General features: G+C 58.2%; 28 protein-coding genes and 2 pseudogenes. 26 read left to right on the plus strand and 4 right to left on the minus strand.

Translation table 11 applies throughout. The features are described from left to right. Window positions 1-33: 33 nt before the first annotated feature. The 3 genes from ATC04_RS18375 to ATC04_RS19080 all read left to right on the plus strand — a co-directional run bounded on the left by ATC04_RS18375 (window position 34) and on the right by ATC04_RS19080 (window position 2,858). Window positions 34-813, plus strand: a complete 780-nt coding sequence (locus ATC04_RS18375) for a flavin reductase (RefSeq protein ID WP_047117846.1) — start codon at window positions 34-36, stop codon at window positions 811-813. Window positions 814-1,228: 415 nt separating this feature from the next. Continuing rightward, a complete protein-coding gene (locus ATC04_RS18385) occupies window positions 1,229-2,143 on the plus strand; it encodes an intradiol ring-cleavage dioxygenase (RefSeq protein ID WP_060617062.1) in 915 nt (304 codons plus the stop codon). A gap of 13 nt (window positions 2,144-2,156) precedes the next feature. Continuing rightward, window positions 2,157-2,858 carry a substrate-binding domain-containing protein gene (locus ATC04_RS19080; RefSeq protein ID WP_286158858.1) on the plus strand — a complete coding sequence of 234 codons (702 nt, stop codon included), beginning with the start codon at window positions 2,157-2,159 and terminating at the stop codon, window positions 2,856-2,858. A gap of 517 nt (window positions 2,859-3,375) precedes the next feature. On the opposite strand, the gene ATC04_RS18395 is transcribed toward ATC04_RS19080, so the two are convergent. Further along, entirely contained in the window at window positions 3,376-4,215 is an 840-nt protein-coding gene (locus ATC04_RS18395) for an FMN adenylyltransferase (protein WP_047117915.1), read from the minus strand. A gap of 818 nt (window positions 4,216-5,033) precedes the next feature. Then, entirely contained in the window at window positions 5,034-5,510 is a 477-nt protein-coding gene (locus ATC04_RS18400; protein ID WP_047117916.1) for an Rrf2 family transcriptional regulator, read from the minus strand. Between the two features lie 86 nt (window positions 5,511-5,596). Between ATC04_RS18400 and ATC04_RS18405 the strand changes: the two genes are divergently transcribed. Both ATC04_RS18405 and ATC04_RS18410 read left to right on the plus strand, forming a co-directional pair. Beyond that, a complete protein-coding gene (locus tag ATC04_RS18405) occupies window positions 5,597-6,349 on the plus strand; it encodes an SDR family oxidoreductase (RefSeq protein WP_047117917.1) in 753 nt (250 codons plus the stop codon). Between the two features lie 336 nt (window positions 6,350-6,685). Beyond that, window positions 6,686-7,249: pseudogene (locus ATC04_RS18410) on the plus strand (FAD-dependent oxidoreductase); the annotation flags it as partial. A gap of 35 nt (window positions 7,250-7,284) precedes the next feature. Here ATC04_RS18410 and ATC04_RS18415 read toward each other — a convergent pair. Further along, window positions 7,285-7,734: pseudogene (locus ATC04_RS18415) on the minus strand (Tn3 family transposase); the annotation flags it as partial. A gap of 451 nt (window positions 7,735-8,185) precedes the next feature. Between ATC04_RS18415 and ATC04_RS18420 the strand changes: the two are divergent. From ATC04_RS18420 to ATC04_RS18510, 18 genes are all read left to right on the plus strand, one after another. After that, a complete protein-coding gene (locus ATC04_RS18420) occupies window positions 8,186-8,365 on the plus strand; it encodes a hypothetical protein (RefSeq protein WP_047117640.1) in 180 nt (59 codons plus the stop codon). An 80-nt stretch (window positions 8,366-8,445) separates the two neighbouring features. Continuing rightward, window positions 8,446-9,474, plus strand: coding sequence for a DUF3560 domain-containing protein (locus ATC04_RS18425; protein ID WP_052772146.1), 1,029 nt, complete (start codon window positions 8,446-8,448; stop codon window positions 9,472-9,474). Window positions 9,475-9,841: 367 nt separating this feature from the next. Then, entirely contained in the window at window positions 9,842-10,081 is a 240-nt protein-coding gene (nrdH, locus tag ATC04_RS18430) for a glutaredoxin-like protein NrdH (RefSeq protein WP_047117651.1), read from the plus strand. A gap of 62 nt (window positions 10,082-10,143) precedes the next feature. Continuing rightward, the gene (locus tag ATC04_RS18435; RefSeq protein WP_047117639.1) at window positions 10,144-10,449 is read left to right on the plus strand and encodes a hypothetical protein; all 306 of its coding nucleotides are present in this window, start codon (window positions 10,144-10,146) and stop codon (window positions 10,447-10,449) included. 67 nt (window positions 10,450-10,516) lie between these two features. Next, the gene (locus ATC04_RS18440) at window positions 10,517-10,924 is read left to right on the plus strand and encodes a hypothetical protein (protein WP_047117638.1); all 408 of its coding nucleotides are present in this window, start codon (window positions 10,517-10,519) and stop codon (window positions 10,922-10,924) included. A 63-nt stretch (window positions 10,925-10,987) separates the two neighbouring features. Further along, window positions 10,988-11,392, plus strand: a complete 405-nt coding sequence (locus ATC04_RS20150; RefSeq protein WP_052772145.1) for a DUF6573 family protein — start codon at window positions 10,988-10,990, stop codon at window positions 11,390-11,392. A gap of 49 nt (window positions 11,393-11,441) precedes the next feature. Continuing rightward, window positions 11,442-11,681 (plus strand): hypothetical protein, encoded by a 240-nt coding sequence (locus ATC04_RS18450; RefSeq protein ID WP_047117637.1) that lies wholly within the window; start codon window positions 11,442-11,444, stop codon window positions 11,679-11,681. Between the two features lie 46 nt (window positions 11,682-11,727). After that, window positions 11,728-12,093, plus strand: a complete 366-nt coding sequence (locus tag ATC04_RS18455; protein ID WP_047117636.1) for a single-stranded DNA-binding protein — start codon at window positions 11,728-11,730, stop codon at window positions 12,091-12,093. A gap of 86 nt (window positions 12,094-12,179) precedes the next feature. Beyond that, on the plus strand, window positions 12,180-12,980 hold the full coding sequence (locus ATC04_RS18460; RefSeq protein WP_047117635.1) for a ParA family protein: 801 nt from the start codon (window positions 12,180-12,182) through the stop codon (window positions 12,978-12,980). A gap of 2 nt (window positions 12,981-12,982) precedes the next feature. Beyond that, entirely contained in the window at window positions 12,983-13,393 is a 411-nt protein-coding gene (locus ATC04_RS18465) for a hypothetical protein (protein ID WP_047117634.1), read from the plus strand. 2 nt (window positions 13,394-13,395) lie between these two features. Continuing rightward, window positions 13,396-13,824, plus strand: a complete 429-nt coding sequence (locus tag ATC04_RS20155) for a DUF192 domain-containing protein (protein WP_047117633.1) — start codon at window positions 13,396-13,398, stop codon at window positions 13,822-13,824. A gap of 54 nt (window positions 13,825-13,878) precedes the next feature. Next, window positions 13,879-14,265, plus strand: coding sequence for a hypothetical protein (locus tag ATC04_RS18475; RefSeq protein ID WP_047117632.1), 387 nt, complete (start codon window positions 13,879-13,881; stop codon window positions 14,263-14,265). A 484-nt stretch (window positions 14,266-14,749) separates the two neighbouring features. Continuing rightward, window positions 14,750-16,753, plus strand: a complete 2,004-nt coding sequence (locus ATC04_RS18485) for an N-6 DNA methylase (protein ID WP_047117630.1) — start codon at window positions 14,750-14,752, stop codon at window positions 16,751-16,753. After that, window positions 16,750-17,814, plus strand: a complete 1,065-nt coding sequence (locus tag ATC04_RS19085) for a restriction endonuclease subunit S (protein WP_082123724.1) — start codon at window positions 16,750-16,752, stop codon at window positions 17,812-17,814. The genes ATC04_RS18485 and ATC04_RS19085 overlap by 4 nt, the downstream gene beginning before the upstream one ends. Then, the gene (locus ATC04_RS18495; RefSeq protein ID WP_047117629.1) at window positions 17,814-18,023 is read left to right on the plus strand and encodes a helix-turn-helix transcriptional regulator; all 210 of its coding nucleotides are present in this window, start codon (window positions 17,814-17,816) and stop codon (window positions 18,021-18,023) included. The genes ATC04_RS19085 and ATC04_RS18495 overlap by 1 nt, the downstream gene beginning before the upstream one ends. A 336-nt stretch (window positions 18,024-18,359) precedes the next feature. Beyond that, a complete protein-coding gene (locus ATC04_RS18500) occupies window positions 18,360-18,929 on the plus strand; it encodes a recombinase family protein (RefSeq protein WP_047117628.1) in 570 nt (189 codons plus the stop codon). A gap of 63 nt (window positions 18,930-18,992) precedes the next feature. Next, window positions 18,993-19,457, plus strand: coding sequence for a hypothetical protein (locus ATC04_RS18505; RefSeq protein WP_047117627.1), 465 nt, complete (start codon window positions 18,993-18,995; stop codon window positions 19,455-19,457). Then, on the plus strand, window positions 19,457-20,479 hold the full coding sequence (locus ATC04_RS18510; protein WP_052772144.1) for a zeta toxin family protein: 1,023 nt from the start codon (window positions 19,457-19,459) through the stop codon (window positions 20,477-20,479). Before ATC04_RS18505 ends, ATC04_RS18510 begins: the two co-directional genes overlap by 1 nt. 321 nt (window positions 20,480-20,800) lie before the next feature. On the opposite strand, the gene ATC04_RS19650 is transcribed toward ATC04_RS18510, so the two are convergent. Then, complete coding sequence (locus ATC04_RS19650; protein ID WP_047117626.1) at window positions 20,801-21,178, minus strand: hypothetical protein; 378 nt, start codon at window positions 21,176-21,178, stop codon at window positions 20,801-20,803. Between the two features lie 255 nt (window positions 21,179-21,433). Here ATC04_RS19650 and mobC point away from each other — a divergent pair, with 255 nt between their 5' ends. From mobC to ATC04_RS18525, 3 genes are all read left to right on the plus strand, one after another. After that, window positions 21,434-21,844: a plasmid mobilization relaxosome protein MobC gene (mobC, locus tag ATC04_RS18515; protein WP_052772143.1), complete on the plus strand. Its 411-nt coding sequence runs from the start codon at window positions 21,434-21,436 to the stop codon at window positions 21,842-21,844. Beyond that, window positions 21,841-23,553: a relaxase/mobilization nuclease domain-containing protein gene (locus ATC04_RS18520; RefSeq protein WP_047117625.1), complete on the plus strand. Its 1,713-nt coding sequence runs from the start codon at window positions 21,841-21,843 to the stop codon at window positions 23,551-23,553. Before mobC ends, ATC04_RS18520 begins: the two co-directional genes overlap by 4 nt. 105 nt (window positions 23,554-23,658) lie before the next feature. After that, a complete protein-coding gene (locus ATC04_RS18525) occupies window positions 23,659-24,417 on the plus strand; it encodes a hypothetical protein (protein WP_231736144.1) in 759 nt (252 codons plus the stop codon). Window positions 24,418-24,441 lie beyond the last annotated feature (24 nt).

Raw genomic sequence — 24,441 nt, forward strand, 5'->3', positions numbered from 1 at the left:
CTGCATCACATTTACCGCAAGAAAGGAACCATCATGAGTATCTCCGACAAAAGGGTTCGGGAGTCTGTCGATCCGGTCGCCTTCCGGAAGGTAATAAGCCATTTCACTAGCGGGGTCGCAGTCATCACCACTCAGTATGGCGGCACCAGGTTCGGTGTCACCGCAAGCGCTGTGAGCTCCCTCTCCATGGACCCGCCTATGTTGTTGGTGTGCCTGAATCGCCAGCTCGCCACAACAGATGCCCTGAGCGAGGCCGGCGTCTTCGCTGTGAACGTCCTCGGAGAAAAGCAGGCCGAGTTAGCGGTACAGTTCGCTACCCGGCATCCTGACAAGTTCAGGGACGTGGAACTGATGACCCGGGAACTCGACGTCCCGCTGATCTCTGACGCGCTGGCGCAGATCGAATGCACCGTCGTTTCCCGCACCGATGTCGCAACGCACGCAGTGTTTATGGCGGAGGTGAAAACAGCTGAAGCCGGAGCAGGAGATCCCTTGGGGTATTTCAGAGGCCAGTTCGGCAGTTTCACTCGGGCCTTGGACGAGTCTGTCTACGAGTTGATCCGCAAGACCATTCTTGCCCGCGCCGGCAACGCTGCTGGACCTATCACTGCGGCCACTATGGCCCTTGAACTGGGGGTTGAGCGTTCCTCGGCTTATCACGCTCTTCAGCAACTTCGAAATGAGGGGCTCTTGCTGGCGGACCCCGATGGGACTTACCTCCTGACACCCCAGCTGACAGCATCGGACAAACTGTCAATGCTCGCCGCCCCAAATGTTCTGAGCGGATCCTCACGTGAAACGGGAAGCCGGTGAGCTCGCGGTTGGCGTATTCGTTCCGCAGCGGACAAAGGCAACAGGAAGATTCATCCCAAGTGGCAATACCTGATTGGCAAGAGGTCTCCCCCGGCCACGAAGTTTCCCTGTACAAGCAAGGCCAGGGCCATTTCCGTGGACGGGTAGACGATGTCACCCCTGATGGGGCGATCATATGGGTCCACCTCGCAGGGGGGTGGGGGCGGCGACTGTTCGCTCGAGCGGAAGGCTATGAACTGACGCTTCACTGGGCTGGGGTTTCCAGCCTCGACAGACGCCCGGGTTGATCCAAAACTTTGGACATCTCCCCGCGACAAGTATGACCGGGCCGCTCCACCATAGGCTGCCATCCTTCCCCCACCACAACGCAAACTTTCAACCGCACCACCACTAACGCCAGACCGTAGGAGACCTTGTGAGCACCCGCCCAGCAGCAACAGCAATTTCACCCGAACAGGCAGCCGTGGAACAACAACTCGTAGAAACGGTCATTGCCTCTTTTGAAGGAACGCAAGACCCCCGGCTGAAGCAACTCATGCAAGCCCTCACGAGGCATCTGCACAACTTCGCGCGCGAGGTTCGCCTCACCGAGGACGAATGGAACGCCGGAATCGAATTCCTCACCGACGCCGGACACATCACCGACGACAAGCGCCAGGAGTTCATCCTGCTTTCTGACGTGCTCGGCCTCTCCATGCAGACCATCGCCATCAACAATGAAACTCACAAGAACGCGACTGAAGCAACGGTTTTTGGACCATTCTTCGTCCAGAACGCCCCCGAAATTCCTATAGGCGGAGACATCGCTGGCGGCGCAAACGGTCAGCCCTGCTGGGTCGAAGGGACCGTCACGGACACCGCCGGCAATCCACTTCCAGGCGCCCGGATTGAAGTTTGGGAAGCCGATGAGGACGGCTTTTACGATGTTCAATACACGAACCCCCGCGTTGCTGGCCGAGCGCATCTCTTTACGGACCACGAAGGAAAATACGCCTTCTGGGCCCTCACCCCGACACCCTATCCAATCCCGCATGACGGCCCGGTAGGAAAAATGCTTGAAGCGGTCGGCCGATCCCCGATGCGGGCCTCCCATTTGCACTTCATGGTCACCGCAGCAGATCACCGCACCCTCGTGACACACATCTTTGTCGAGGGCGACCCCATTATTGAAGCCGGCGACTCCGTCTTCGGAGTCAAAAGTTCCCTCATAAAGCGCTTTGTTCAGCAACCCCCGGGAAGCCCAACGCCTGACGGGCGCGAGCTTCGCGGCACGTCATGGGCGCGCACCCGATTCGATATCGTGCTCGCTCCTGCGCCTGAGCTGATGTAGCCCTGAGGCGACAGTGAATCCTGCAACCACAAGGACGTCTCTCTTCTGTGCGAACGCTCTAAGAAAACCGGTAGAGGAAACAATCATGCCGGCATTTGTTAGAGCGACTGGACAGCCCGTAGAGGTAGTCTACGATTCAACGGCGAGGCTCCTGGAAAGGATCAACGCGGGGGCCCAACCGGCTATATTTCTCGGACTTTCTGGTTCCCTTGGGCGCACACAGCCGCCCCGAGGCGGCGCCTTCCATGCTGCAGCGCACATCGTTAGTTCGGGTATCGGAGTTGCCGCCGCGCCCGATGCCAATGCCCCAAGTATCACAACCGTAGAGGAGCTTGCCTTTGCACTCACAAGGTGCCGCTCTGTTGCCTACTCGAGGACGCGACCAAGCGGAACCTATTTCGGCCGGATGCTCCAGGACCTAGGGATAGCTGACATAGTGAACTCCCGAGCCACTTTCGTCGAGGAAGGGTCAACAACCAGCGCTTTGATTGACGGACGAGCCGTTCTGGCTGTCCAACAAATAAGCGAACTCAAGCTAGTTCCCGAGGTGACCTTTCTCGGGCCACTTCCAGCAGCCGTCCAGAGGTACACAGAGTTCTCCACGTATCTATGCAGCAAGGCGGCCAACGAAAACGTGGCAACTGCACTTTTCAATTTCTTAGGCAGTTCCCTTGCCAGGTCCGCTTACAGTGCCGCTGGTCTCCAAGCCTACTGACTCGAATATGGCGCTCTGATTCCAACAAGGTCGTGGCACGTCCTACAGGGACGCCATATGCACTCGTCCAGATCGCAACACACGGCCGATCTGGAGGTAACACCCAATCACCACGCAGAAGAGGCAAAGATGCCAACACGAAGCCCCACCAGTCACCAAGAGTGGAAGCGTGAAGGGTGGCTAGAAAACCCCGATTCCCCTCCAAGGCCCAACCCCGCCGAATTAATAGCCTCTCCATGGGTAGGACTGCATTACAGCGATGAGTACTGTCACACGCTCCAGCCCTAACTCACCCGCGGTCCTTATGATCCGAATTCTGGTCCACGTAGTGAATCAAGCCCCGTAAAGGAGCGAGGGACTGTCCCAGGAGCGAATGCGCGGCATTCTTCAAGACGAGGCAGATTGACGGAATATCCGTTATCGGCGCTTGAAGCACGGGAGGAGAAGTAGCTGCGAGAACTCCCGGCCACCCGGTCTGTGCTAATGGCGCTGGTCGCTGCAAAAGATGGGGGCGCGGTCAAAAGGTGGATGAAAAGTCAAAGGCGATCTGTTGAGATTCGCCGGATAGTTTGCCAGCGCATTGGGTTCCCGGCATCTGCATCTCAATAACAGTATCGGCGACGAGCGGGGCCTGCCCGGGGATGCGAATAGTTGCTGGGCTTCGTTCGCCGGAACCTATTCGGACCCACCCGGCATAATCACCGGAGGTGGGCAGCATTCCTCGCACGGAACCGACTTTCGTTGTCCACGAACCCGCAGCCCAGGTCGCCCTCATCCTTATTCTGTGGGGTCGCCCGAGAATCTGCTCAGCGATGCCGACGTTTCCAGATGAAAGTGCTTCGCGCGCCCAGGTTGATGAATACCTCCGACCGCCGACTCCCCCGGCGGTACGGTCACTCATGACTGATACGTCAAAGTTCCATCGGAGTCCAGCGCCCTTCAAGGTATCAATGTTGCCGGCGCGACCCCGGCCGAACCGGCAATCCTCTCCGACGACGACAACTGCAGCGTGCAATGACTTCACGAAAGCCTGCGCAACAAAGTCTTCAGCTGGTTGGGATGCGATGTCTCTGGTGTATTTGATAACCAAGACCGCATCCACGCCCGCGGCTTCAAGAGCGGACAGCCTGTCCTCCAGCGCCATGATGGCCACAGGAGCCGTTTCTGGGTAGAGCACCTGGGCCGGGAGGGGATCAAAGGTTACAACGACGGACTTGGCCCCCTTCGTTGCCGCGACCTTAGTAAGCCGTGCGAGAAGGAGCTGGTGTCCGCGGTGAACGCCGTCGAAGCAGCCTAGGCTGATCACCGTTCGCCCGGGTTCGTTTGGTAGGTCATCCAAGCCGTTCCAAATTTTCATCTCGCAATCCGAACTGGGGCGGGGTGACAACACTGGATTGGAGGCCGCAAACATCTAGGGGACTTTGACTTTGACACCTGTGAGGGGAGCCTGAGGCAGATATGCCCTCGCTTTGGGATTGATCTGGAGTTACGGTTCTCCGGGCATAACCGGTCTCCGGCGACATTTACGTCAGAAACGATCAGAGACGGTGAACGTGCAGGTCGCCATACAAACAATTTGGCCACTCCTCGAAAATCTGGACAGTCGACGAGGTGCCTGCATAAAGGTGACATGTTACTCCGAGCGGGTACGGGTTAAGTCCTGCCCCAAGCATTACCGACCGTCGTTAACGCTGCCGAAACGGAGGCGGAGCACGAGTCGGCACTGCTGAGACCGTGATCAGCAGCCCGACGAAGGACAGTGCGAGAGCTCGGTTCATTTCCTCTAAGCCGCCAAACTGGAAACACTTCTGTAGGGTTAACGGGCGCAGACGATGCTGTTGGTATCAGTTAGCAAAACTCCTAAAGGAACGAACTCGTCATGCGCAACACTACTGAGCCCCGTTACTACGACTACTACTGTCAGCTCTCGTACCAAGACTTCTGTGCCAGACTGGCCGCCGGCACTCTAGAAACTGACTTCAGCATTTCCGAGAAGCAGTACACGGAGCATAACGCGAGGCAGTAGCACGAGGATCCCGGTTCCCCCTAATAGGGACGGTGACTGGACTGGATCCAAAGAAGCAGGCGCCACAAAACAGAGATCAAGCTAACCCTGCGTAGGTTCCTGATGAGCCTTCTGGATTGCTCGTTGCTTAGCCGGTTCGCGTTCCGATCTTAGGCGCCGACGAACCAGTGCTGGATCGTTTGGAAGGCTTCCGGTCCTGACGTGGTGCTCACCTGGTGGGCGAGGTCCCCAATGGTGACTTCCCTGAGGGCCTCACGCCAGGCCGCTTCTGCTGTCATCATCGCTTTGGCGATGGGGCAAGGTGTGAGGCAGTCCTCTGGAGGGGTGCCGAGGGGTCCGCGCTGGCGGATCTCAGTGCAGACGAACAGCGGTTGCTGGCCTTCCACTGCCTGTACAACATCGAGAATGCTGATTTGCTCGGCGGGCCGGGTCAGCACGTAGCCTCCGGCGTGCCCCTGCAGTGAACGGACAAGTCCCCCGCGTGAAAGGGCCTGCATCTGCTTGGCCAGATAGCTGCTTGAGACGTCGTGGAGTCCAGCGAGCTTACTGGCCGGAACTGCCCCGTCCATCCTGCTGAGCACCACACAGCAATGGATAGCCCATTCGACACCTCCGGATAACTTCATACCGCCATAGTAGTTGACTCGGACACATCATGTCCGTAACCTTCATCTCGGATAAAAGTTATCCGAGTATTAGGTGAGGACAAGACATGAAGATTCTGGTTGCAGGTGGCACAGGCCTGATCGGCAGGCAGGTTGTGGATATTCTGACCGAGCAGGGACACGAGGCAGTCGCGGCATCGCCCTCCAGCGGTGTGGACTCGGTAACCGGTGCGGGTTTGGACGAAGCGATGGCCGGCGCTGATGTTGTGGTCGACCTGATGAACACCACGGAGTTCGACGAAGACGTTGTCGTCCCCTTCTTCACGAAATCCACGGCAAATCTCCTGGCTGCAGAGAAGCGAGCCGGAGTGCAGCACCATGTGGTCCTTTCCGTTGTTGGTACTGACCGGATTGGCCCGGTGGGGTACTTCGCAGGTAAGACCGCCCAGGAGAACGCAGTGCGGGACGGCGGGGTGCCTTATACCTTGGTCCGGGCAACGCAGTTCTTCGAGTTCATCCCGATGATCGCTGACGTTGGAACGCGTGATGGCCGCGTCTTCCTCACGAACCACTTGATGCAGCCGATGGCTGCCGCGGACGTCGCGCGGTTGGTTGCTGATGCGGCGCTTTCCCCTGCCCTGGACGGGGTGCTTGAAATTGCCGGTCCGGAACGAGCCCCCATGCACGAGTTTGCCAGCCGGGTCCTCAGCGCGAAAGGCGATCCCCGTACTGTGGCCGTTGATCCTGACGCCGGGTACTTCGGTATTCCCATCGAGGAAACGAGCATCGTTCCAGTCGGAGAAGCCCGCATCGGCGAGAAAACTCTCGACCAATGGCTGCAGGAAAGCACAAACTCCTAGCACCACAGAACTCCCGCTGCGTCAACGGAAAACCCCAGCCCACGACGATCGCAGATGAGTAACCCCACAAGGCAACCACCAGACAGCAGGTGCCAACCAAATAGCATCGGCCTCGTGTCGATTGGAACGCGCGAAGCTGCGGTCAGCGAAGCCTGCTGGCCGCAGCCTCGCCAATAAGCCAAATCGGGAATTGATTCATACCTCGGCGCGGCCCTAGGCCGCCTTCCGGATGCCCGAGAGAGCACAGCGTGCAGGGGACCCATTGAACTCAACCCAAGTAGTAAGCGGCTCCGCGGTCTTAAATGGCCGACAGTTCATCACATCCCCAGAGGAAACATGAATATCCAAGAGAAGAGAATAAATACCGCTGTCCTTGTCATCGGGACTGGCGGCTCAGGGCTCCGTGCCGCCATCGAACTCGCCGAGCGAGGAGTAGATGTCACTGCGGTGGGCAAGCGCCCGAAGGCTGACGCACACACCTCGCTGGCCGCTGGTGGAATCAACGCTGCCTTGGCAACGATGGACCCGGAAGACACCTGGCAACAACACGCCGCTGATACGATCCGGGAGAGCTACCTTCTGGCGAATCCGTTAACGGTTCAAATCGTCGCTGAAGGAGCAGAGCGCGGAATAAGCGACCTGGAACGCTACGGCATGAACTTCGCCCGAGAAGAAGATGGTGCGATCTCTCAGCGGTTTTTCGGTGCCCACAAATTCCGGCGAACCGCCTTCGCCGGGGACTACACGGGCTTGGAAATTCAGCGGACGTTGATCCGGCGGGCCGAACAATTGCGTGTCCCCATCCTGGACACCATCTACATCAGCAGGTTGCTTGTCCGGGAGAACACCATCTTCGGGGCGTACGGGTTTGATGTGGAAGACGGCACCCGATACGTCATCCAGGGGTGGCTTGTGAAAAAGTGAAATATCCGACGCTAAGGTTTTGTCGAGCGCCGTAGTGGCCTGTATTTGCCGGGTTTGATCTTGTTGGTGCGTGGCCAGGTGTAGTCGCCGGTGAGGTTGATGTGTTCCCATCCCAGGGGTGAGAGGAACCGCAGCAGGTCCGGGTCGGTGGCGTTGCCCTCTTGGTTCAAGGTGGTGATGGTGCGGTCGAGGTAGACCGTGTTCCAGAGGACGATGGCCGCGGTGAGAAGATTCAGCCCTGAGGCCCGGTAGCGCTGCTGCTCGAAGCTGCGGTCGCGGATCTCTCCAAGTCTGTTGAAGAAAACGGCCCGGGCCAGGGTGTTCCTGGCCTCGCCCTTGTTCAGCCCGGCCGTGACCTTGCGGCGCAGGTCGGGATCTTGGAGCCAATCCAGCAGGAAGAGGGTTCGTTCCAGTTTGCCCAGTTCCCGCAGTGCGGTGGCGAGTCCGTTCTGGCGTGGATATTTCACTTTTTCACAAGCCACCCCATCAACGTCACCGCCCGTACAGTGGCCACCCGTGACCACATGTGCACAGCCCAGCTATCGTCGGGGCTAACCTGCACACATGCTGGACACCGGGAACACGACCACACTCCCCCGCCCACAATTGCCACAGCCCTGTGACCTGCACCCAGTGTGGACGGCTGAGAACTGGCCGCGCAGGCGCAGCCAGCAAGAAGCGTTTTTTGTCCTTCCTGGTTATCCAGCATCGCGCGCTCCGGGCCACTACGTTCAAGCGCTGCGCGCTGGTTCCTCCGAGAATCCCAGACGCGGTCGCAAGCTCCCTTATTTCGCCTGAAATTCTCTCCCCCACCACCCTTCGGGTTGCACTCCGGGCCACTCCACACGCGGTTATTCCATTACCAGGAGGCCCCAAAAAAATGAACGAGCGCGAGCGGAAAGGTTGGCGGAAATGGTCACCATAGAAACAGCAGACGGAAAGCAGATCAACGCGGAAACAGAGGTGCTGCTAGCGTCTCGCCTCGCAGATCACGAGCTGGGCACCGGATGGGATGACGGAATCAGCCCGTTCGATGAACACACGATCCTAGGCGAATACCTTGACTACATAGCCGAATTTTCCAGCAAATAGTAGCAATAGTCCCTGATTTGGCTTGCATATAATAGTACTATTAGATAGAATAGTACTAATACTGAACGAAGGAGAAGCAAATGCTCACCATCACCCACACCCACGAAGCCGGAACCATGATTGAAGGCACCACGCGCGGCGATGGAACCGCCGAAATTTTGAAGGCCCAGCGCTGGCGCTGGGGCCGCAGCATCTCAGCATGGTTTGTTCCGATGAGCCGGGACCGGATGCCCAAGTGGCACACCATCAAGGCCACCGCCGCAGCGTTACGCGCGGAAGGGTTCGAGGTTGAAACAGAAATTGATGAAACCGCCCGCACCACGGCCGAAGTTGAAGCGGGCAAGATCGAGCGCCAGGAGCAGCGCACGGCCGCACTTGACGCCAAAGCCGACCGCAAGGCGGCAGCGGCCGACCAGGCTCAAGCACGAGCAAACGCGGCCGGGGATGCGCTCCCCTGGGGCGGCGAGCCAATCAAGATCGGTCACCACTCGGAGAGTCGTCACCGCAACGCCATCGAGAAGGCGCACCGCACCCAGGCCCAGGCCATCGCCGCCGACGCGGAAGCCGCAGAAGCCGCCCGCCGTGCAGAAACCGCTACGCACACCACCGGGGCACGTTACAGCGTGGAAACGGTAGCAAACCGCATCAAGAAGCTTGAAGCGGACGCCCGCCGCACTCAACGCCACATCACAGGCACCCGCCAATGGATCAAGAACGATGCCGGGGAGCACGTATTGAGCGCCGAGCCAATCGGCGCAAGCGGTGCATACCTCGATAGGCTAACCGCCATGCTTGAAGATCAGCGCGACCAACTGGCCTACTGGCAGCAGGTCCGCGCCGATCAGATCACCGAGGGCAAGGCCACCAACTACAGCCGCGAAACCATCAAAAAGGGCGACTATGTACGGATTCGGTACGGATGGGCAGAAGTTGCAAGGGTCAACGCCAAATCCGTATCGGTACGCACCGAATACAGCTGGACCGACCGCGTTGACTATGAGGCCATCAAAGCAGTGAAAACGGCCGAGGAAATGGCAGCCCTAGTGACAGAGCACCAGGCCAAAGGCGGCGAGATCCCCCGCGAGTTGCGCAACCTGATTAGCTCATAAAAGCTTCCCCCATTAGTACTATTGTAAACAATAGTACTAATGGGGGAAATGCGGCAGAGTCGAAACGGCCGCCCCGCGAGGGGCGCGCTCCCCCGGCGCTACGCGCCCGCATGAATGGCCTGAGGACCATGGCCGGCCCCTAGGATGTGTCCTGTTCCTGGCGCTTAATCATTGCCGCCACGGCCGCCGCGCAAGCCCCTGCGGGGCCGATTCCCCCGAGGCTTTCTGAGCGCGGTCGCAAGCTCCCTTATTTCGCACAGAAACCCCCTCCCCCATCGCCTACGGTTGCACTCTGGCCGCTAACTGCGGCGATGCTCTGCTTATCAGGAACAGGCCGACAGAATGAACGAGAGAGGATGTGAGCACGATGCAGGAAATCACCGTTTACAGCAAGCCCAGGTGCGTTCAGTGTGACGCCACCTACCAAGCACTGGATAGGGCAAAGATCCCCTATCGGGTCATTGACCTTACCTCGACCCCTGCGGCCCTCGAATACGTCAGTGAAGAACTGGGATACGGGCAGGCTCCCGTTGTCGTGGTTGACGACCAGGAGCACTGGTCAGGCTTCCGCCCGGATAAGATCTCTGAGCTAAAGAGCAGAGCCTAGCAGTTTGCATATAATAGTACTATTGGATACAATAGAACTATAAATAACAAGGGAGAGAAAATATGAACGACACTCAGCAGGAAATCTGCAACTGGGTAAGCGATGGCGATACCGCCGCCCACCACTTGCGCCACTCGCTGCGCGCACCACGAGCCGAGTGGCTGGTGCGAGTCGCCCCCGAGGGCGACAGTGCCATTGAGTACAACTGGGCTGCGCAGCAGCCCGCCGAGCCAGGGGAGCTTGACCAGGAAAACCTTATCCTCAGTGCCGACATGTCCACCCACTGGGACAGGAGCCTTAAGCGCAATCCCCGCACCCGCTTCCGCGTTGAGGTCACCCCGCAAGGGACGCGGGTTCGCGGTCTGTGATTCTCATAGCTTGTATCTAATAGTACTATTAGATACAATAGTACTAACAACGAAGGAAAGAGGAACCATGCAGCGCAACACAAGGCCCGCAGGGGCTATTGGAACCAAGCTTGATGCAGAGATCCTGCTGGCAGCGGCCCGCGAAGAGTTTGCCGCCCAGTACCCCGAGGCCGATGCGGCGCAGCTTACGCATGGCCCGTTGCCCCAGATGCTCATAGCCGTAGACCGTGGCATCGGCTGTGTCGTCAATGGTGAAGGCGTGGGAGGCATTGCTGATGAAGATGGCCGGGTTGAAGTGCACTTTAGCTACGGGCTTACCTGGCTGCCAGTGCAGCTCACGTTGGAAAAGATCGGCACGGCCGCCGGGGACGAGCGGATTGACCTTGCGGACGGCATACGCACCTTTGGCTCACGCCTCGACGTGAACCACTCACTGTGGTTCAACCGATACGACGCAGACAACTCGACGCAGTAGATAATGCTGGCATTATCCCCAATGCAGACATTGGGGATAATGCCCCAAACGAAAGGAACGGCAATGCCTGGCAAAGCAACCCACGCGCACACACGAGGGCAAGCCCTTGAAGTTGGGCAACTCATTGATGTAACCGCCACGGCCCAAGATGCCCGATTTAGGCACTCCGTAGCCCTGACCCGAGCGGCATGGACTTACGCCGTCGCCTGGGACGACAGCCACCCGGAGCCACAGGCGGATGACGCGCGACTGTGGGATGTTCTCTACATGGCAGGCCTTGCAGCAAGGAACGCCGCCGGGGAGCAACTGTCCATGTTTGACCTGTACCGCGTACCGAATGCCAGGCGACCTAGTTTTTGGTGTGAGGCAGAGAAGGTGACCCTAGGTCTGACCATCGGCCCAGGTGACCGAGGGGAGCCGGTTTTCACGGTCATGTGTATCGAAGAATATAAAAACTTTCCCTATTAGTACTATTAGATATAATAGTACTAATAGGGACGAGAGGAAGAGGCAGGAAATGGAAAAGATCATCATTACCCGACTTGCAGATTTGCAAATGGGGGATCGACTCATGGCGCTTGATGGCAAGCCGTACCGGAAGCCGCTTGTGGTGCAAGACCCTCTAAGCCCCATTCGGTACGGCTCGCCAGTTAGGGGTGTCCGTTTCATCCCACCCGAGGGCAGCGACATTGAATGGGTTTTCTACCCCAGCCAAATGGATGGCCATGAAATGACCGTAGAACGCCGCCGCCGGTAACCCCATCAGTACTATTGTCCCTACGGGGACAGGAAGAGAGCAGGCCATGAGCTATATCAGCCGAGTTGGAAACCTTGTCAAGGTGCCGAGGCTCCGAGAAAGCGAAACGGGCGTTTACTGCCATGCGCTGGTTGTCGTGAGCGACCGAGAGCGCGACGAAAACAAGCAGTGGCGCGACGGACCGGCCACCACCTACAAGGTGTCAGTGTCCGGGGACCAGGCCCGCAACCTTGTAGCGGCTGCGCAGGACGGCGGGAACATTCGTGTTGCATTCAGCGGTCGCTACCGGGTCACCCAGGAAGAGGGCAAAGCCGGGGAAGCCCACCGGAGGCATGAAGTTCGAGCCGATGAAATCGGTGTGAGTCTCCGAGGGCAGCGCGTCACGGTCCACAAGGCTGAACGCGGCGAGTAGTAACGATTGGGGGCGGTCAATCCGCCCCCAATATCCCCAATAGTTCTATTGGGGATAAGAGAAGTATTCTAGACTGGGAACAACAGATGGAGACCACCGTGACCGCAACAATTTTTGCCCTCTGCAACCAAAAAGGGGGAGTCGGTAAGACCACGACCACTTTCCACTTGGCCCGCGCCGCAGTGCTAGCTGGCAAGCGTGTTTTAGTCGTTGATGCAGATCCCCAGGGGAACATCACCAGCGTGCTAACCAACGGCATCACCGAGGATCATGCGGGCCTCGCGGACGCACTTAGCGACCGCTCAGCGGCAACGTTGGAAGGTGTGACTGTGGACGGCATTTGGGACCACCTGAGCGTCATTCCCACCACAGGGGAGACGCTGGGAGTAGTCCGCGACGAACTCGTGCTGGCCGGAGCAGGGCGTGAATCTCGTCTGAGAAACGCGCTGGCGGGCGTGCAAGACGACTATGACCTAGTGCTAATCGACTGCGCGCCCTCGCTCGACCAGCTCACCATCAACAGCCTCACGGCCGCTGACGGCGTGCTGGTGATTACCCATTCACGGCTATTCAGCGCCAATGGCATCACCAAGCTACTGGGAACTATTGACCTGGTGCACGAGCACTACAACCCCGCCTTGAAAATTGCGGGATTTATGGTCAACCAGCATGAAGCACGCACCATCAGCGGCGCACACTGGGCGGGAGAGATCGGTGAAGCCGCCCTAGCCCGTGGTGTTCTTGTTTTGGAACCCCCGGTGCCCAAGCGAGCGCCTATTGCGGACGCGATGGAAGCAAACCACGGACTCGACCAATGGGGCGGCGACGCGGAAGATCTCGCCACCATCTATGCGGGATACATCGACACCCTTACGAAAGGAAAATAGCAATGGCAAAGCGCCCTGCACCCATGAAATCAACCCTTGCGGGCAGCTCGCCGGTCACCGCAGCGCCTCTACAGCCCGCCGAAGCGCCCGCCACGGATCAGGTGGCTACACAAGCTCCGGCCCCGGCGGTTGAGGCCGAGCCGGCCCCTGTAGCCACACCCGCCACGACACCGGCCCGAAAGGCAAAGAAAGCCAAAACAAAGGTTGCCTACTACCAGGAAACAGAGGACGCCGAGCGCGTGCGCGGAGCCTTCCAACAGGTCGGCCACTTGGAGGGATACCAGACATTTAGCGATTTTCACGCGGCCGTAGTCATGCGCGAGGTTGAAAGGCTGGAAAAGCTCCACAACGGCGGCAAGCCCTTCGACGGTGCGGCACCACGAACCGGTCGACTTGGCCGCCCGTTAGCGTAACGATGAACGCCCGGCGGTCGGCAGCAGCACTCACAGCGATTCTCGCTATCGGTGTACTGAGTTCGTGTGCGCCAGCGCGCACGGATGTAACCATCGGCGGCATCACCGTTTCCGCAGAGCTAGCAAATACCCCCGAGAAGCAGCAGCAAGGTCTACGCGGACGCGTAGACCTCCTGGCAGACCAGGGAATGCTCTTCGAGCTGGGAGAGCCACAGAGCACAGAAGTATGGATGTTTGGTGTTCAGATCCCACTCGATGTGGTGTGGATCAGAGACGGCGAAGTGCTCCGCGTGGACACACTCAACCCATGCGTTTCAGATGACCAGGACGAATGTGAGCGTACCGCGTCGCCTCGCGACGTAGACACCATTCTTGAAGCGACAGCCGGGACATTTGCCCAGGTGAAGCCGGGTACAAAAGTTGAACGATAGCAATGCGTAATGTCCTAGTCCCATGCTAGGCATAAGGAAACGAAGGAGAATGCCATGAGTGATGAAACACCCGCAGTCGTCGAAGAAGCCACCGCAATCTATGATTCCGTCCGCGCGATCTGCCACATGAATTCCACACACCCAGCGCCCACGGTGTATCAAGTTCTAGGGAACTTGAAGGGCGCCACTGGGTCCATGCTGGGCCAGGCTCTCCGACAGCTTGCAACAAGCATGGAGCGCTCACTTAACGAGTACGACGTGTACGAGGACGACGGTAGCGATCCGCAGGCGTCCGTCAACCTGGCGACCGCGCACATGCTCGAAGCCGCTGCCTTGGCTGACCTCGTGGGGGAGAGTTTGGCAAAGGCCCAGAACGCCATTGCTAAACAGGGATACCGTGAACCGACCACCACAGCCTCAAGCAAGAAAGAACTTAGTTAAGCGCAGGCCCCGAATGACTTTTGAGCCTGACCCTGACAAGATGCGGCACTACCTGCCAGGTCGCCGCCCATACGTGGAAATAGTCATGAATGAGCGAAAGATTCACGCGCGAGTTATGGCATGGCAGGGAGACCGGATCTTAGTGGAGTACCCGGCGACCATGATCAGTAAGTACACTCACGGACAGCGCGAGACGCTGTGGATACACAAGTCCGAAGCTAAGCGCATTCGTAGAGAAGATTCGATATGGGCAGACCTTGAAGATGACTACACGTGGCACCACGGCCAAGACGAAAAAAACGCCTACCGACCCGACCCATGGACCATCTATGGGCAAAATTTTCCCGACTCGAAGTAGCGACCCCGGGCCAATCCACCAAGGATCGTTTTTTAGACCCGCGTGCAGTGTATAGGTTTACCAGCTAAAGCAATATAACTGATACAAATAGAGCTGGATTTTTATCATTGCGAGAAAGATGTGGGCATGGGAAACGAAAGGGCAACTGACCAGTTCGTCAGGGACTTACTGCGAGAAATCGGTGTGGAGCGCCCTTGGGAACAGGAAGGTGGTCCGCAGTGGAAGCGCAATGCACTCCGGGGTGGCTCGAAGTCAGCCACAGGCATCGCAGAAGGAAAACCCGAGTTCGTCTTCTTGTCCGAAGGTTTCGTGGTCATGATCGAAGACAAGCGGGAAGTTCGATTCACCCGGCGCATCGAAAATGGGCTTGTCACCACCGACTACCCATTCCGTGCCGACTATGCTCTGAACGGCGCAGTACATTACGCCCAAACTATGCTGGATAACGGCATTCCTCATGACAAAGGCATCTTTGCCGTCGGGGTTGGTGGCGATGAAGAGCACCACGAAATCGCGGTCGTTTATCTCGGTGCCGGTATGGTGAAACAGCTCGATGACCTCGACAACCTCGATGTCTTCGCTGCCGATCAGATAAATGAGTATCACGCTGTCCAGGTCCTTGACGAGCGCCCCCGTGCAGAGGTCAGGCTTGATGACATTCGTGCTGCAGCTGAACGCCTTCACGAGGGTATGCGGAACTACGGCTCAGTAGAGAACAACCGAAAAGCCCCGTTGGTATCTGCAATCCTGCTCGCACTCAAGAACGACTACTTCGACATCACGCAGTTGCAGGGCCGTACCCCAGGTAACAACGGCCAGGTGTGGGATGGACGTATCATCTATGACGCTGCAAAACAGTACATGGAGTCTGAGGCGCTCATGCCGCAGCAAAAGATTGGTACTCTACTTGACCAGTTCGCCTACATCCGCACTTCCCCGCCACTGAACCGTGTGCACCGCGATTTGGGAGAGTCGCCTCTGAAATGGATGACCCGCATCCTGGCCGACGAAGTAATGCACGCTGTCACTGATCCATCTATGACTGCTTTCGATGTGCTTGGGAACTTCTACCACGAGTTTATCGCCTACGGCGGCGGCGACGGCTCGGGACTTGGCATCGTGCTAACGCCTGAGCACGTCACCACGCTCATGGCTGAGCTCATCGATATCTCTGCCAGTGATTACGTACTCGACCCCACAGCTGGCACAGCTTCGTTCCTTATCGCAGCTATGCACCGCATGTTCCAAGACGCAGGCCATAATGAAACTCTCAAAGAACAAATCCGTCGCGAGCGCCTGCACGGGATCGAGCTCCAGGATAAGCTCTTCGCTATTGGCACCACCAACATGATCTTGCGCGGAGATGGCAAAGCCAACTTCCGCCGGGACTCGATCTTCGAAGCGCCACTTCACGAGATGCGCGGTGACATAAAGATGCCCGATGGCTCCTGGGCGATGGGCCATGGGTTCACTAAGGTGCTACTCAATCCGCCATACTCACAATCTAAGGACAAATCGACTCGCAACCTTTCTGAGCTTGCTTTTATTGAGAAGGCATTGACCTTCTTGAACCCAGGTGGGCGACTTGCGGCGATCGTGCCCCAATCAACAATGGTTGGCAAAACCAAAGAGGACAAGGCACGTAAGAAGCAGATATTGACCCATAACTCCCTAGATATGGTCATCACGATGAATCCGATGACCTTTGCGAATTCCGGTCACACCCCGCACACGGTCGTCGCAGTGTTCACAGCTGGACGCCCACACAAGCGAGACGCCAAGGTGAAGTTCATCAACTTTGAAGACGACGGATACAAGGTTGCAGCCCACCGTGGACTTGTTGACACCGGTATTGCTGACTCCCGGCGTAGGCACCTTATTGATGTAATCAACGGTGATGCCCAGGCCGACACAGGCTTTATCGTCCGTTCCGAGGTGATGCCCGAAGATGAATGGCAACACTCGTACTTTTACTTCAACGACCAGCCGCCTCAGTACGAAGACTTCCTTGCTACCGCAGCCGACTATGTGACCTGGCAGGTGGATATGCACGCGCACGGCTTGGGCGACCTGATCACGCCGACGCCGAAATCTGAGGAATCTGAACTCGAAGAAGGGGTGACAGTATGAACATCTTCGATTCTCTTGACTTTCGGCCACTTAGGCTCGGTACGATCGTTAGTTTCCATCGTGGAAAAGTAGGAGAACGTGATCCCGAAGGTCGCACCCCCTATGTCGGGGCCGCTGCCCGCAACAATGGGTTCGTAGGGTACGTAAATGACCTGCCATTATTTCCTGGGAAGTGGCTCGCTATTGTCAACAATGGGGATGGAGGAGCCGGATATTGCACATTTCAACCAGCACCATTCTTTGCTTCGTCAGATGTGACGGCTCTACAACCGCTTTATGAAGACGCCACTCCGGCTGCCCTGCTAATGCTCGCTTCTTGCATTACATATCAGTGTTTTCCAAAGTACAACTTTGGCTATAAGCCAAACATTCAGAGGCTGAGAAGCCAAGAGGTCATGGTGCCCATCACCACCGACGATGAGGATAACCAAATCGTGGACTGGGACGGACTCGATCGCCTCGGAGCCGAGCTGCTGGGCCGTGTCATCACGGACATGCACAGTGCTATCCAGACAAGTCCTGCTGACGACGACACCCTCCCTGACTTGAAGTTCGAGCCGATGTTCATCACTGATGTATTTGACTCCATGAAGGCTTCCACCGCATGGTATGACAAGTCAAAGCTGGATACCGCTGGAGACCCACTGTTCCCGTTCGTGTCTCGCACGAAATCAAACAATGGCGTGGACAGCTTTTGTCCACGCCAAGACCGCACACCGGAACCTGGGAAAGCCATCACTATCGGTCTCGATACTCAAACAATCGGCTACCAGCCCGTACCCTTCTACACCAGCCAGAACATCCAAGTGCTCAGGCACGAACTGCTCGATGAGGGCAATGGGCTGGTGCTTGCAGCGCTGATCCAGGAGCAGATGGGAAAGTTCAGCTGGGGTGGTAATGGAGCGACGCTTGGGCGACTCAAGAAGACACGCATCATGGTTCCAGTAACCACCGATAGTAACGGTGAGACCGTGGTTGATTGGAACAGCATGTCGCAGTACGGACACGCTTTACGTGTGCGAGCTGAACGAAGATTGGCGCCAGCCCTAGAGGTGGTCTGATGAGCCGAAAGCCCAATCCGGCGAAAGGTATCGGAAAGGACATCCGAGACGCCCGTGAGAGCCTTGACTGGAGCCAGCACAAGCTGGCCAGCGAGGCAGGAGTTTCGCGGCCCACAATTGCCCGTTTAGAGACTGGCAGCAATATCTCTACTGCCACTCTTGAGAAGGTCGTCAATGCGTTGGGTAAGCGCTTGCGCATCGAAGCCTGACACGTTATAGCAGCCCCGCTGACCGTCGGCCTGCCGCGTCCCGATAACGGTCGTTTTTGGTGGCCTAATTTTTGAATGACACAGTGCAGGCGACACGCCGGATAATCGTCAACCGAAAACGTGCACCGAAACCAAAATGAACCGAAACAAAGCGTAGGGCGTTTCTGGTTAGCTTGAGGCGATCGAGAAGAAAATGCAGCGGCCCACCTCCCAATGAGTCACTGCGCGAACCCGATAAGGAGTGAGCAACATGAACTCACCAGCCGAAACAACAGACCGCAGCGCCATCGCAGGTGCATTGCAGCGCGGCTATGAGCACGGCACCGAGCCGGGACGATGAGCAACACTATTGGCTACGCACGCGTTTCAACCCGCGACCAAAACCCCGATTCGCAGGAGGCCGAGCTACGAGCCGCAGGAGCGGTAAGAGTTTTCGTGGACAGGGGCGAGTCAAGCCGCATAGCAGCGCGCCCGGAGTGGCTGACTTGCCTGGACTATTTGAACGCGGGGGATACCCTCGTGATTCGCGCCCTTGACCGCATTGCAGGCAGCGAAGTCATGGCCATACAAACCATTGACGAGTTGCATGGGCGCAAGGTGCACATTCGAAGCCTCACCGAACCAGAGATCGACACAACCACGCCGATGGGCCGGGCGCTGTTTGGGATAGTGGCCGTTTTCGCTCAGCTCCGAGTAGACACGATCAGAGACAACACCATGCGCGGCCTTGCGCACGCGCGCACCCAAGGCCGAATCGGCGGCCGCCCAACGGTGATGACACCAGAGCGTATTGAAGAAGCAAAGAACATGCGTGCCCAGGACAAAAGCATCACCCACATTGCGGCCGTTCTTGGAGTTGGGGCATCGAGCGTGAGCCGCGCACTAACCCGCTTAGCGGCAGACTAAATGACACTGGATATAGCACCCCCTATCAAATGTTGATAGAATGGGCTATAGGAGGCGATAACGATGACCACAATTGACTACGCAGTAGAAGCCGGACGTGCCCGCACTTTGCGGCAGAGGGTGAACCTGGACCAGTTGGACTACCGGCGCGAGCTGGCCCGCCTGGCCTCCCTAGGTTGCACGCAGCGGCAATTGTCGAAGGTGCTGGGGATTAGCCAGCCCAGCTTGTCTACGGCGCTGAAAACTGCACAGAAAGTTCCGGCCGCCAGGGCCGGCTTCTCCGGTGCTGATCCCTATGAGGTGTGCCAGCGGTACTCCGTAGGCGAGCTGACGCGTGAGCAGCTTATTGACGAGCTGACGCGCTGGGAGTATGCGACGCCCGCGACACGTGAGCGTGGCTATTTTGATGATCTGAGATTTGCCACACCGGGATCTTTTGATGACGTTGGGCAGGCCTTTGATGATGGTCTGATTGACGCTGAGGCCTACGACACCGTGTTGGCGGCCGTCGCAGTCGAGCCGCGATAGTGGCGAACGACGACGAGATTGAGCGCCATCGTAAATCCGTCATTGATCTGTCGAAGTCCGGCGAAGCACTTTCGAAAGATTCTGATTATGCAACGGTAAAGAACCCCGACTGGTTTACCGAGCTTGGCCCGGAACAGTGGGAACCCAAAGCCGCACGTAGGCAGCTTCACAATCGCTTGGTTGCCCAGCAACAGGACGCGGCCCCAAATGCGCGAAGCGACCGTGAGGCTATCGTTCTCGCAGGACCGCCAGGTGCAGGTAAGAGCACCGTGCTCAAATCCATCTTGGGCGACAAACGAGATCACTATTTGGTCATCGACGCCGACGAGTTTAAGTATGCTTTGCTGCGCCAGGCGCAGCAAGACGGCACCTATGAATCGAAGATCAAGCCGCCAGAAATCCGAGACCGCGAAGCGGCCGGAGAAAAGTTCTTTCCTCTAGAACTGGCATCACTGGTACACGAGGAATCTTCCATACTCGCGGGCCGGTTGCGTACCGAGTCAATCCGAGAGGGAATGAATATCGTTGTTGACACTGTGCTGTCATCTGAGACCTCCGCACAGGAGCTTGGGCGACAGCTCAATGCCGCTGGCTACAGTGTGCAGATAATTGACGTTGAAGTTCCGTTTGAAATCTCCGAAGGCAGAATTGCCAAGCGCTGGCAACAGTCCTATGAAGCTGCACTAGACGGACGCGAAGAGCTGGGCGGACGCTGGGTTCCGAGCGAGTACGCCCGCGCAGTTTTTGACGGACCGGACGGAAAATCGAAACCAGAGGCAGTTGCTCAAAACCTTGCCATAGATTGCCCGGCTGTTGAGCGCTATCGCGTCTATAGAACAACTCAAGAAGGCACCGAGGCGGCCCCGGCAGTAGGAGCATGGGAGAAAGACTTAGCGCGACAAAAGCGCGGAGGTCCGTTACTTGATGCAGGCCAGATTGAGACGGCGAAGAGGGCGGCGCTTACACGCCCGCCCGTGCCCCGTGGTAAGCCACAGGGCGACCGTGGGAGCGGACGAGGCTAATCCCAAGCCGCTACTTTCCCAGTCTCCCAACAAGTGCCTAAGTGCATAGAAATATCCCCCGTCAAAGGTGAGGTCTTGTCTCACGATGGGGGATATTTTCTTGCCAAATATTTATGAAAGTGGGTTTAGAAGAACGTCCCTCCCGAGCCACGCTGGTACGAGGTTGTGCATGTTCACCGGCAACCCTTGGCGACCATTTCAAGTGTCGGTGACCTGGTGAATGTGTGCAACCGCTTGAGGGTCCCGCTGTCCACCTGTGGGCGGGAAAAGACCGGAGGAATATCTTTTGCCGTCCACAGGTGGTCAGGGGGCAGAGAAACGCTACTCGGCGGGTACTTCGGTCGTCTCAGAGTGCGACGAACCGGAAGTCCGCTGGACAGGCTTAGACGTAGGCTTCCGTGCTGCACGCTTGCGCGTTCGGGCTGACTTATCCGGTTCCGTGAAGCCGAGGCCCTTTAACTCATCGGTGGACCAGCCTGCACGCTGTGCACCCTGGAATTCACTCACATGTTCGCGCTCAGCAGCGGCAATCAGGGCGTTTGTTTCTTGTTCGATCTTCGCGATTCGTTCGGCCGCATCGGCACGCACGTTGGCCACGTTTTGTTGTGCCTCAGCAAGTCCCTTAATCACCGCAAGTCGGCTCTCCTGTGCACGCCGTGCACGCTCAACAACTTCATTCACATTCAGCTCTTTTGTCATGCCCCCATACTACGTGCGGCACTGTCCAGAACCAGCGCCGCACGCGTCGCCAAAAAGAGTAGAAGCGGCGCAGCCGCTCCCACTCCCGTCTTGCGACGTGAGCAAAGAATCGTAGTCCCGGACGGAGCAAGCTATACAGTTAGCCGGGCTAACTGGGCTTGATCCTCGACTTTCGTCGGCGGATCGGGCACACTTGATGTGTGGTCCCCGCTATTTCGGCGGGTTCGCTGCGCTGGGCATAAGGACGGTGAAGGCATGGAGAACGAGTCTCCCAAGAGTCGGTTGTTTGTTCGCCGTCGCCGTGCGAACGTCGAAGGTGGCAGAGTTCACCGTCACGATGTGAAGGTGTCCGCCGAAGAACAAGGTGCACTGTTGCTGCGCGCCAATGCCAAGGGCATTTCAATTCCGCGCCTGTTGGTCGAGGCAGCTTTGGCAGACGAAGCGGGGGAGACCCCCACTGATCGTCGTGCTGTTCTCGCGGATCTGTTCGCCGCGCACCGCAAGCTTGCCAGCATGGGCAACAACCTGAATCAGATTGCCAGGACAACTAACGCCGGGCGTGAGTTGCCCTTTGAATTGCAGGAACCGTTACAGCACACGATGGCCGCAATTCGCCAGGCCGCCGCCCGCCTTGATGAGGTCATCGACGGGATGCCCAAACCATGATGCCGAACATTGTTCGCGGCGACCGCATGGCCGGACTGATGACCTACCTTGTTGGTGAAGGCCGAAGCAACGAGCACGAGGAACCGCACATTGTTGCCGGTGACGACGCACTGCTTTCATGGCACGGCGACGCTGAGTTGAGCCGGGAATCAGGCATTGAAATTGCCCGCCACCTGGACCGTCCAAGCAAGGCATTCGATACCGAAATTTCCGGCGGCCATGTGTGGCACTGTTCGCTCTCCTTGCGTGCAGAAGAGGGAAAGCTGAGTGATGAGAAGTGGGGCGATATTGCCCGCGACTTCATGAAGCTCATGGATCTTGACGACAACGAAGGAACCAAGGCACCAACTCGCTGGGTTGCCGTCCGTCACGGCGTCAGCAAGAACGGTAACGACCACATTCACATTGCCGTGAATCTTGTCCGCGAAGATGGAACGAAGGCCAATGTTCACAACGACTTTCACCGCGCACAAAAAGCAGCGCGCGCGCTCGAATCGAAGTACGGCCTGGAAGAGCTTGAATCGGTTAGGGGAGAGCGCGCAACGCGCGGCTATGACCCTGCCGAGCGCGAAGCCCAGGCCCGCTCACGAGCGCGCGCTAAGTACGAGCATGCACGCCCCAAGATGGGTAAGAACGCTCCTGCATGGGAGCACCTTATCGACGAAGATCGCAAGGCACGCATCGTCTCCGAGAAGCGTGTAGATCAGCCGCGCTACGAGCTTGCGCGCACGGTACGTGCAGCAGCGACAGCGGCACAGTCCGAAGATGAGTTTGTGCGCCGGATGCGCAAGAGCGGACTAATTGTGCGCCCGCGTTTTGCCGATGGACGCAACGACGTTGTAACCGGGTTCAGTGTGGCCTCCCGACCACAGCACGGCGAACGCCCCATTTGGTATGGAGGCGGTCATCTTGGGCGTGACTTGACGCTGCCCAGACTGCGCGGCGAATGGTCCGATACACCACAGGGTGCCACCGATGCAGCCGCCGAATGGAACGCCGCTTACCGTGGCAAGCGCATTGTTTCGCCAGGGCGTGAGGCATCCGAGATTGACCCGCAGATGTATGACCGGATGAACACAGAGCTGGGCCAATTGCGTGACCAGCTCAGCAGTGTTCCCCTCGAAGATCGCGATACCTGGTCACGTCTTGCACGGGACACCGCAGGAGCTTTTGCCGCATGGTCAAAGGCGGTAGAGGACGAACCAGGTCCGTTGGCTGCGACGGCCGACGCGCTAGCCCGGTCGGCACAGACCGTGCGCCGCCCGGTTCAGCCCAAGCGTGCAGGTATGGCCTCAGTTTCGGGGGCAGCAATGTTGCTGGCCTCAGCCATGAAAGGTGGGCACGGTGCGGCAGCGCAGGCCGTAATGATTCGTCAGCTAGCCAGCTTGGCCGGTGCCGTGTACGACGCCGCCAAGGCTTCGGGCGAGGCCCGCCAGGCGGCCGCGATTCTTGATGCCGACCGGACCAACCTGCGACGCGTTCACGCGCAGCTCGAAGGCTACGCCGCAGCAACAGCCACGACTACCCCCGTGGCGACCCTCGACCCCGAGCTTGCGGAAATGCAGCAGCGCATCGTACACCTGAACCGAGGCATGGCCAGCCCTGCCGAGGCGGCACGCCAGGGACAGCACAATCCCGTCCCAAACCGAATAGAACCGGCCAAGGTGAAGCAACCCGCCAAGGGAAGCGCGCCCGAAGTCGAACGATAGATAACCGAGTGGATGGTGAGACAAATGGAATCAGACGGTGTTGAAGAATCCTTTGAGGGACTTGTTCGGGTTGCAGTGACGGCCGGTGCACGTTTTGGAGAAAACATGGCCCGATTGCGTGAGCAGATGGCGCGTGACTCAGAGGCCCGCAGCTTGCAAGAATCGCGCGAGCTGCAAGCCCGCACGGCAGCCGAACGCCAGGCCGCCGTGAGTGAGCTTGGAAACGTCCAGCGCGGTGAATGGTGGGACAAGGCCCGGCCCGAGGACATTGGACGCACCTACGCCACCGCGAAGGCTTGGGAAGGCCAAGACCCCGAGGCAGCCAGCGCACGGCAACGCATGGAAAACGAACTGCGCACACGCTACGGCGTGGACGTGAACAACCATGATGCGGACCCGGCCCAGGTGCAAGCGCTCCTGGCACGAATGGAAGCCGAGCGCATCGAAGGCCTGGCGGCTGAGGAACGCCGCAAGGAAGCCCAGGAGCGGGCAGAGGCAGAGAGCCTTTTGCGTGAAGGTGACCAGCTCGACAATGCGGCCGAACGTTCGGCCGCTGCCGCAGCTTATGAACCGGACCCGGCCGAACGAGAGCAGGCGGCCGCCGAGGCCGAAACCCTCCGAGACCGCGCAACAGAAACCCGCGACGAGAGCGGTCAGTCCTACGACTCGGCCGAACGCCGTAGCGAGACGGCGGCCAGCTTGGAGGGACAAGGGTTTGCCGAACGATCCGTTGAAGCTCGCAAAATTGCAGACGTGTCCCAGGGCAAGCCAGCCACCGAGGCAGTGAAACAATCCCGCGCAGTCAAAGCCCGCAAGGGACGTTCCCGAGTAGGGTCGGGCAAGCAAGCCACGCTTGACCGATGATCCCAGACGCACACAAAAGAGGGG

The sequence above is a fragment of the Arthrobacter sp. YC-RL1 genome (assembly GCF_001454985.1).
Taxonomy (GTDB): Bacteria; Actinomycetota; Actinomycetes; order Actinomycetales; family Micrococcaceae; genus Glutamicibacter; species Glutamicibacter soli.

What these genes read in the sequence shown, in the direction of transcription:
- ATC04_RS18525 (WP_231736144.1), top strand. Translation starts at nt 23,659, where the DNA reads ATGGCCCGATTGCGTGAGCAGATGGCGCGTGACTCAGAGGCCCGCAGC.
- ATC04_RS18485 (WP_047117630.1), top strand. Translation starts at nt 14,750, where the DNA reads ATGGGAAACGAAAGGGCAACTGACCAGTTCGTCAGGGACTTACTGCGA.
- ATC04_RS18520 (WP_047117625.1), top strand. Translation starts at nt 21,841, where the DNA reads ATGATGCCGAACATTGTTCGCGGCGACCGCATGGCCGGACTGATGACC.
- ATC04_RS18425 (WP_052772146.1), top strand. Translation starts at nt 8,446, where the DNA reads ATGCTCACCATCACCCACACCCACGAAGCCGGAACCATGATTGAAGGC.
- ATC04_RS18475 (WP_047117632.1), top strand. Translation starts at nt 13,879, where the DNA reads ATGAGTGATGAAACACCCGCAGTCGTCGAAGAAGCCACCGCAATCTAT.
- ATC04_RS18400 (WP_047117916.1), bottom strand. Translation starts at nt 5,510, where the DNA reads ATGAAGTTATCCGGAGGTGTCGAATGGGCTATCCATTGCTGTGTGGTG.
- ATC04_RS18375 (WP_047117846.1), top strand. Translation starts at nt 34, where the DNA reads ATGAGTATCTCCGACAAAAGGGTTCGGGAGTCTGTCGATCCGGTCGCC.
- ATC04_RS19650 (WP_047117626.1), bottom strand. Translation starts at nt 21,178, where the DNA reads ATGACAAAAGAGCTGAATGTGAATGAAGTTGTTGAGCGTGCACGGCGT.
- ATC04_RS20150 (WP_052772145.1), top strand. Translation starts at nt 10,988, where the DNA reads ATGCCTGGCAAAGCAACCCACGCGCACACACGAGGGCAAGCCCTTGAA.
- ATC04_RS18440 (WP_047117638.1), top strand. Translation starts at nt 10,517, where the DNA reads ATGCAGCGCAACACAAGGCCCGCAGGGGCTATTGGAACCAAGCTTGAT.
- ATC04_RS18405 (WP_047117917.1), top strand. Translation starts at nt 5,597, where the DNA reads ATGAAGATTCTGGTTGCAGGTGGCACAGGCCTGATCGGCAGGCAGGTT.
- ATC04_RS18420 (WP_047117640.1), top strand. Translation starts at nt 8,186, where the DNA reads ATGGTCACCATAGAAACAGCAGACGGAAAGCAGATCAACGCGGAAACA.
- ATC04_RS18450 (WP_047117637.1), top strand. Translation starts at nt 11,442, where the DNA reads ATGGAAAAGATCATCATTACCCGACTTGCAGATTTGCAAATGGGGGAT.
- ATC04_RS18495 (WP_047117629.1), top strand. Translation starts at nt 17,814, where the DNA reads ATGAGCCGAAAGCCCAATCCGGCGAAAGGTATCGGAAAGGACATCCGA.
- ATC04_RS18500 (WP_047117628.1), top strand. Translation starts at nt 18,360, where the DNA reads ATGAGCAACACTATTGGCTACGCACGCGTTTCAACCCGCGACCAAAAC.
- ATC04_RS18435 (WP_047117639.1), top strand. Translation starts at nt 10,144, where the DNA reads ATGAACGACACTCAGCAGGAAATCTGCAACTGGGTAAGCGATGGCGAT.
- ATC04_RS18460 (WP_047117635.1), top strand. Translation starts at nt 12,180, where the DNA reads ATGGAGACCACCGTGACCGCAACAATTTTTGCCCTCTGCAACCAAAAA.
- ATC04_RS18395 (WP_047117915.1), bottom strand. Translation starts at nt 4,215, where the DNA reads ATGAAAATTTGGAACGGCTTGGATGACCTACCAAACGAACCCGGGCGA.
- ATC04_RS18465 (WP_047117634.1), top strand. Translation starts at nt 12,983, where the DNA reads ATGGCAAAGCGCCCTGCACCCATGAAATCAACCCTTGCGGGCAGCTCG.
- ATC04_RS18455 (WP_047117636.1), top strand. Translation starts at nt 11,728, where the DNA reads ATGAGCTATATCAGCCGAGTTGGAAACCTTGTCAAGGTGCCGAGGCTC.
- ATC04_RS19085 (WP_082123724.1), top strand. Translation starts at nt 16,750, where the DNA reads ATGAACATCTTCGATTCTCTTGACTTTCGGCCACTTAGGCTCGGTACG.
- nrdH (WP_047117651.1), top strand. Translation starts at nt 9,842, where the DNA reads ATGCAGGAAATCACCGTTTACAGCAAGCCCAGGTGCGTTCAGTGTGAC.
- ATC04_RS20155 (WP_047117633.1), top strand. Translation starts at nt 13,396, where the DNA reads ATGAACGCCCGGCGGTCGGCAGCAGCACTCACAGCGATTCTCGCTATC.
- mobC (WP_052772143.1), top strand. Translation starts at nt 21,434, where the DNA reads ATGGAGAACGAGTCTCCCAAGAGTCGGTTGTTTGTTCGCCGTCGCCGT.
- ATC04_RS18505 (WP_047117627.1), top strand. Translation starts at nt 18,993, where the DNA reads ATGACCACAATTGACTACGCAGTAGAAGCCGGACGTGCCCGCACTTTG.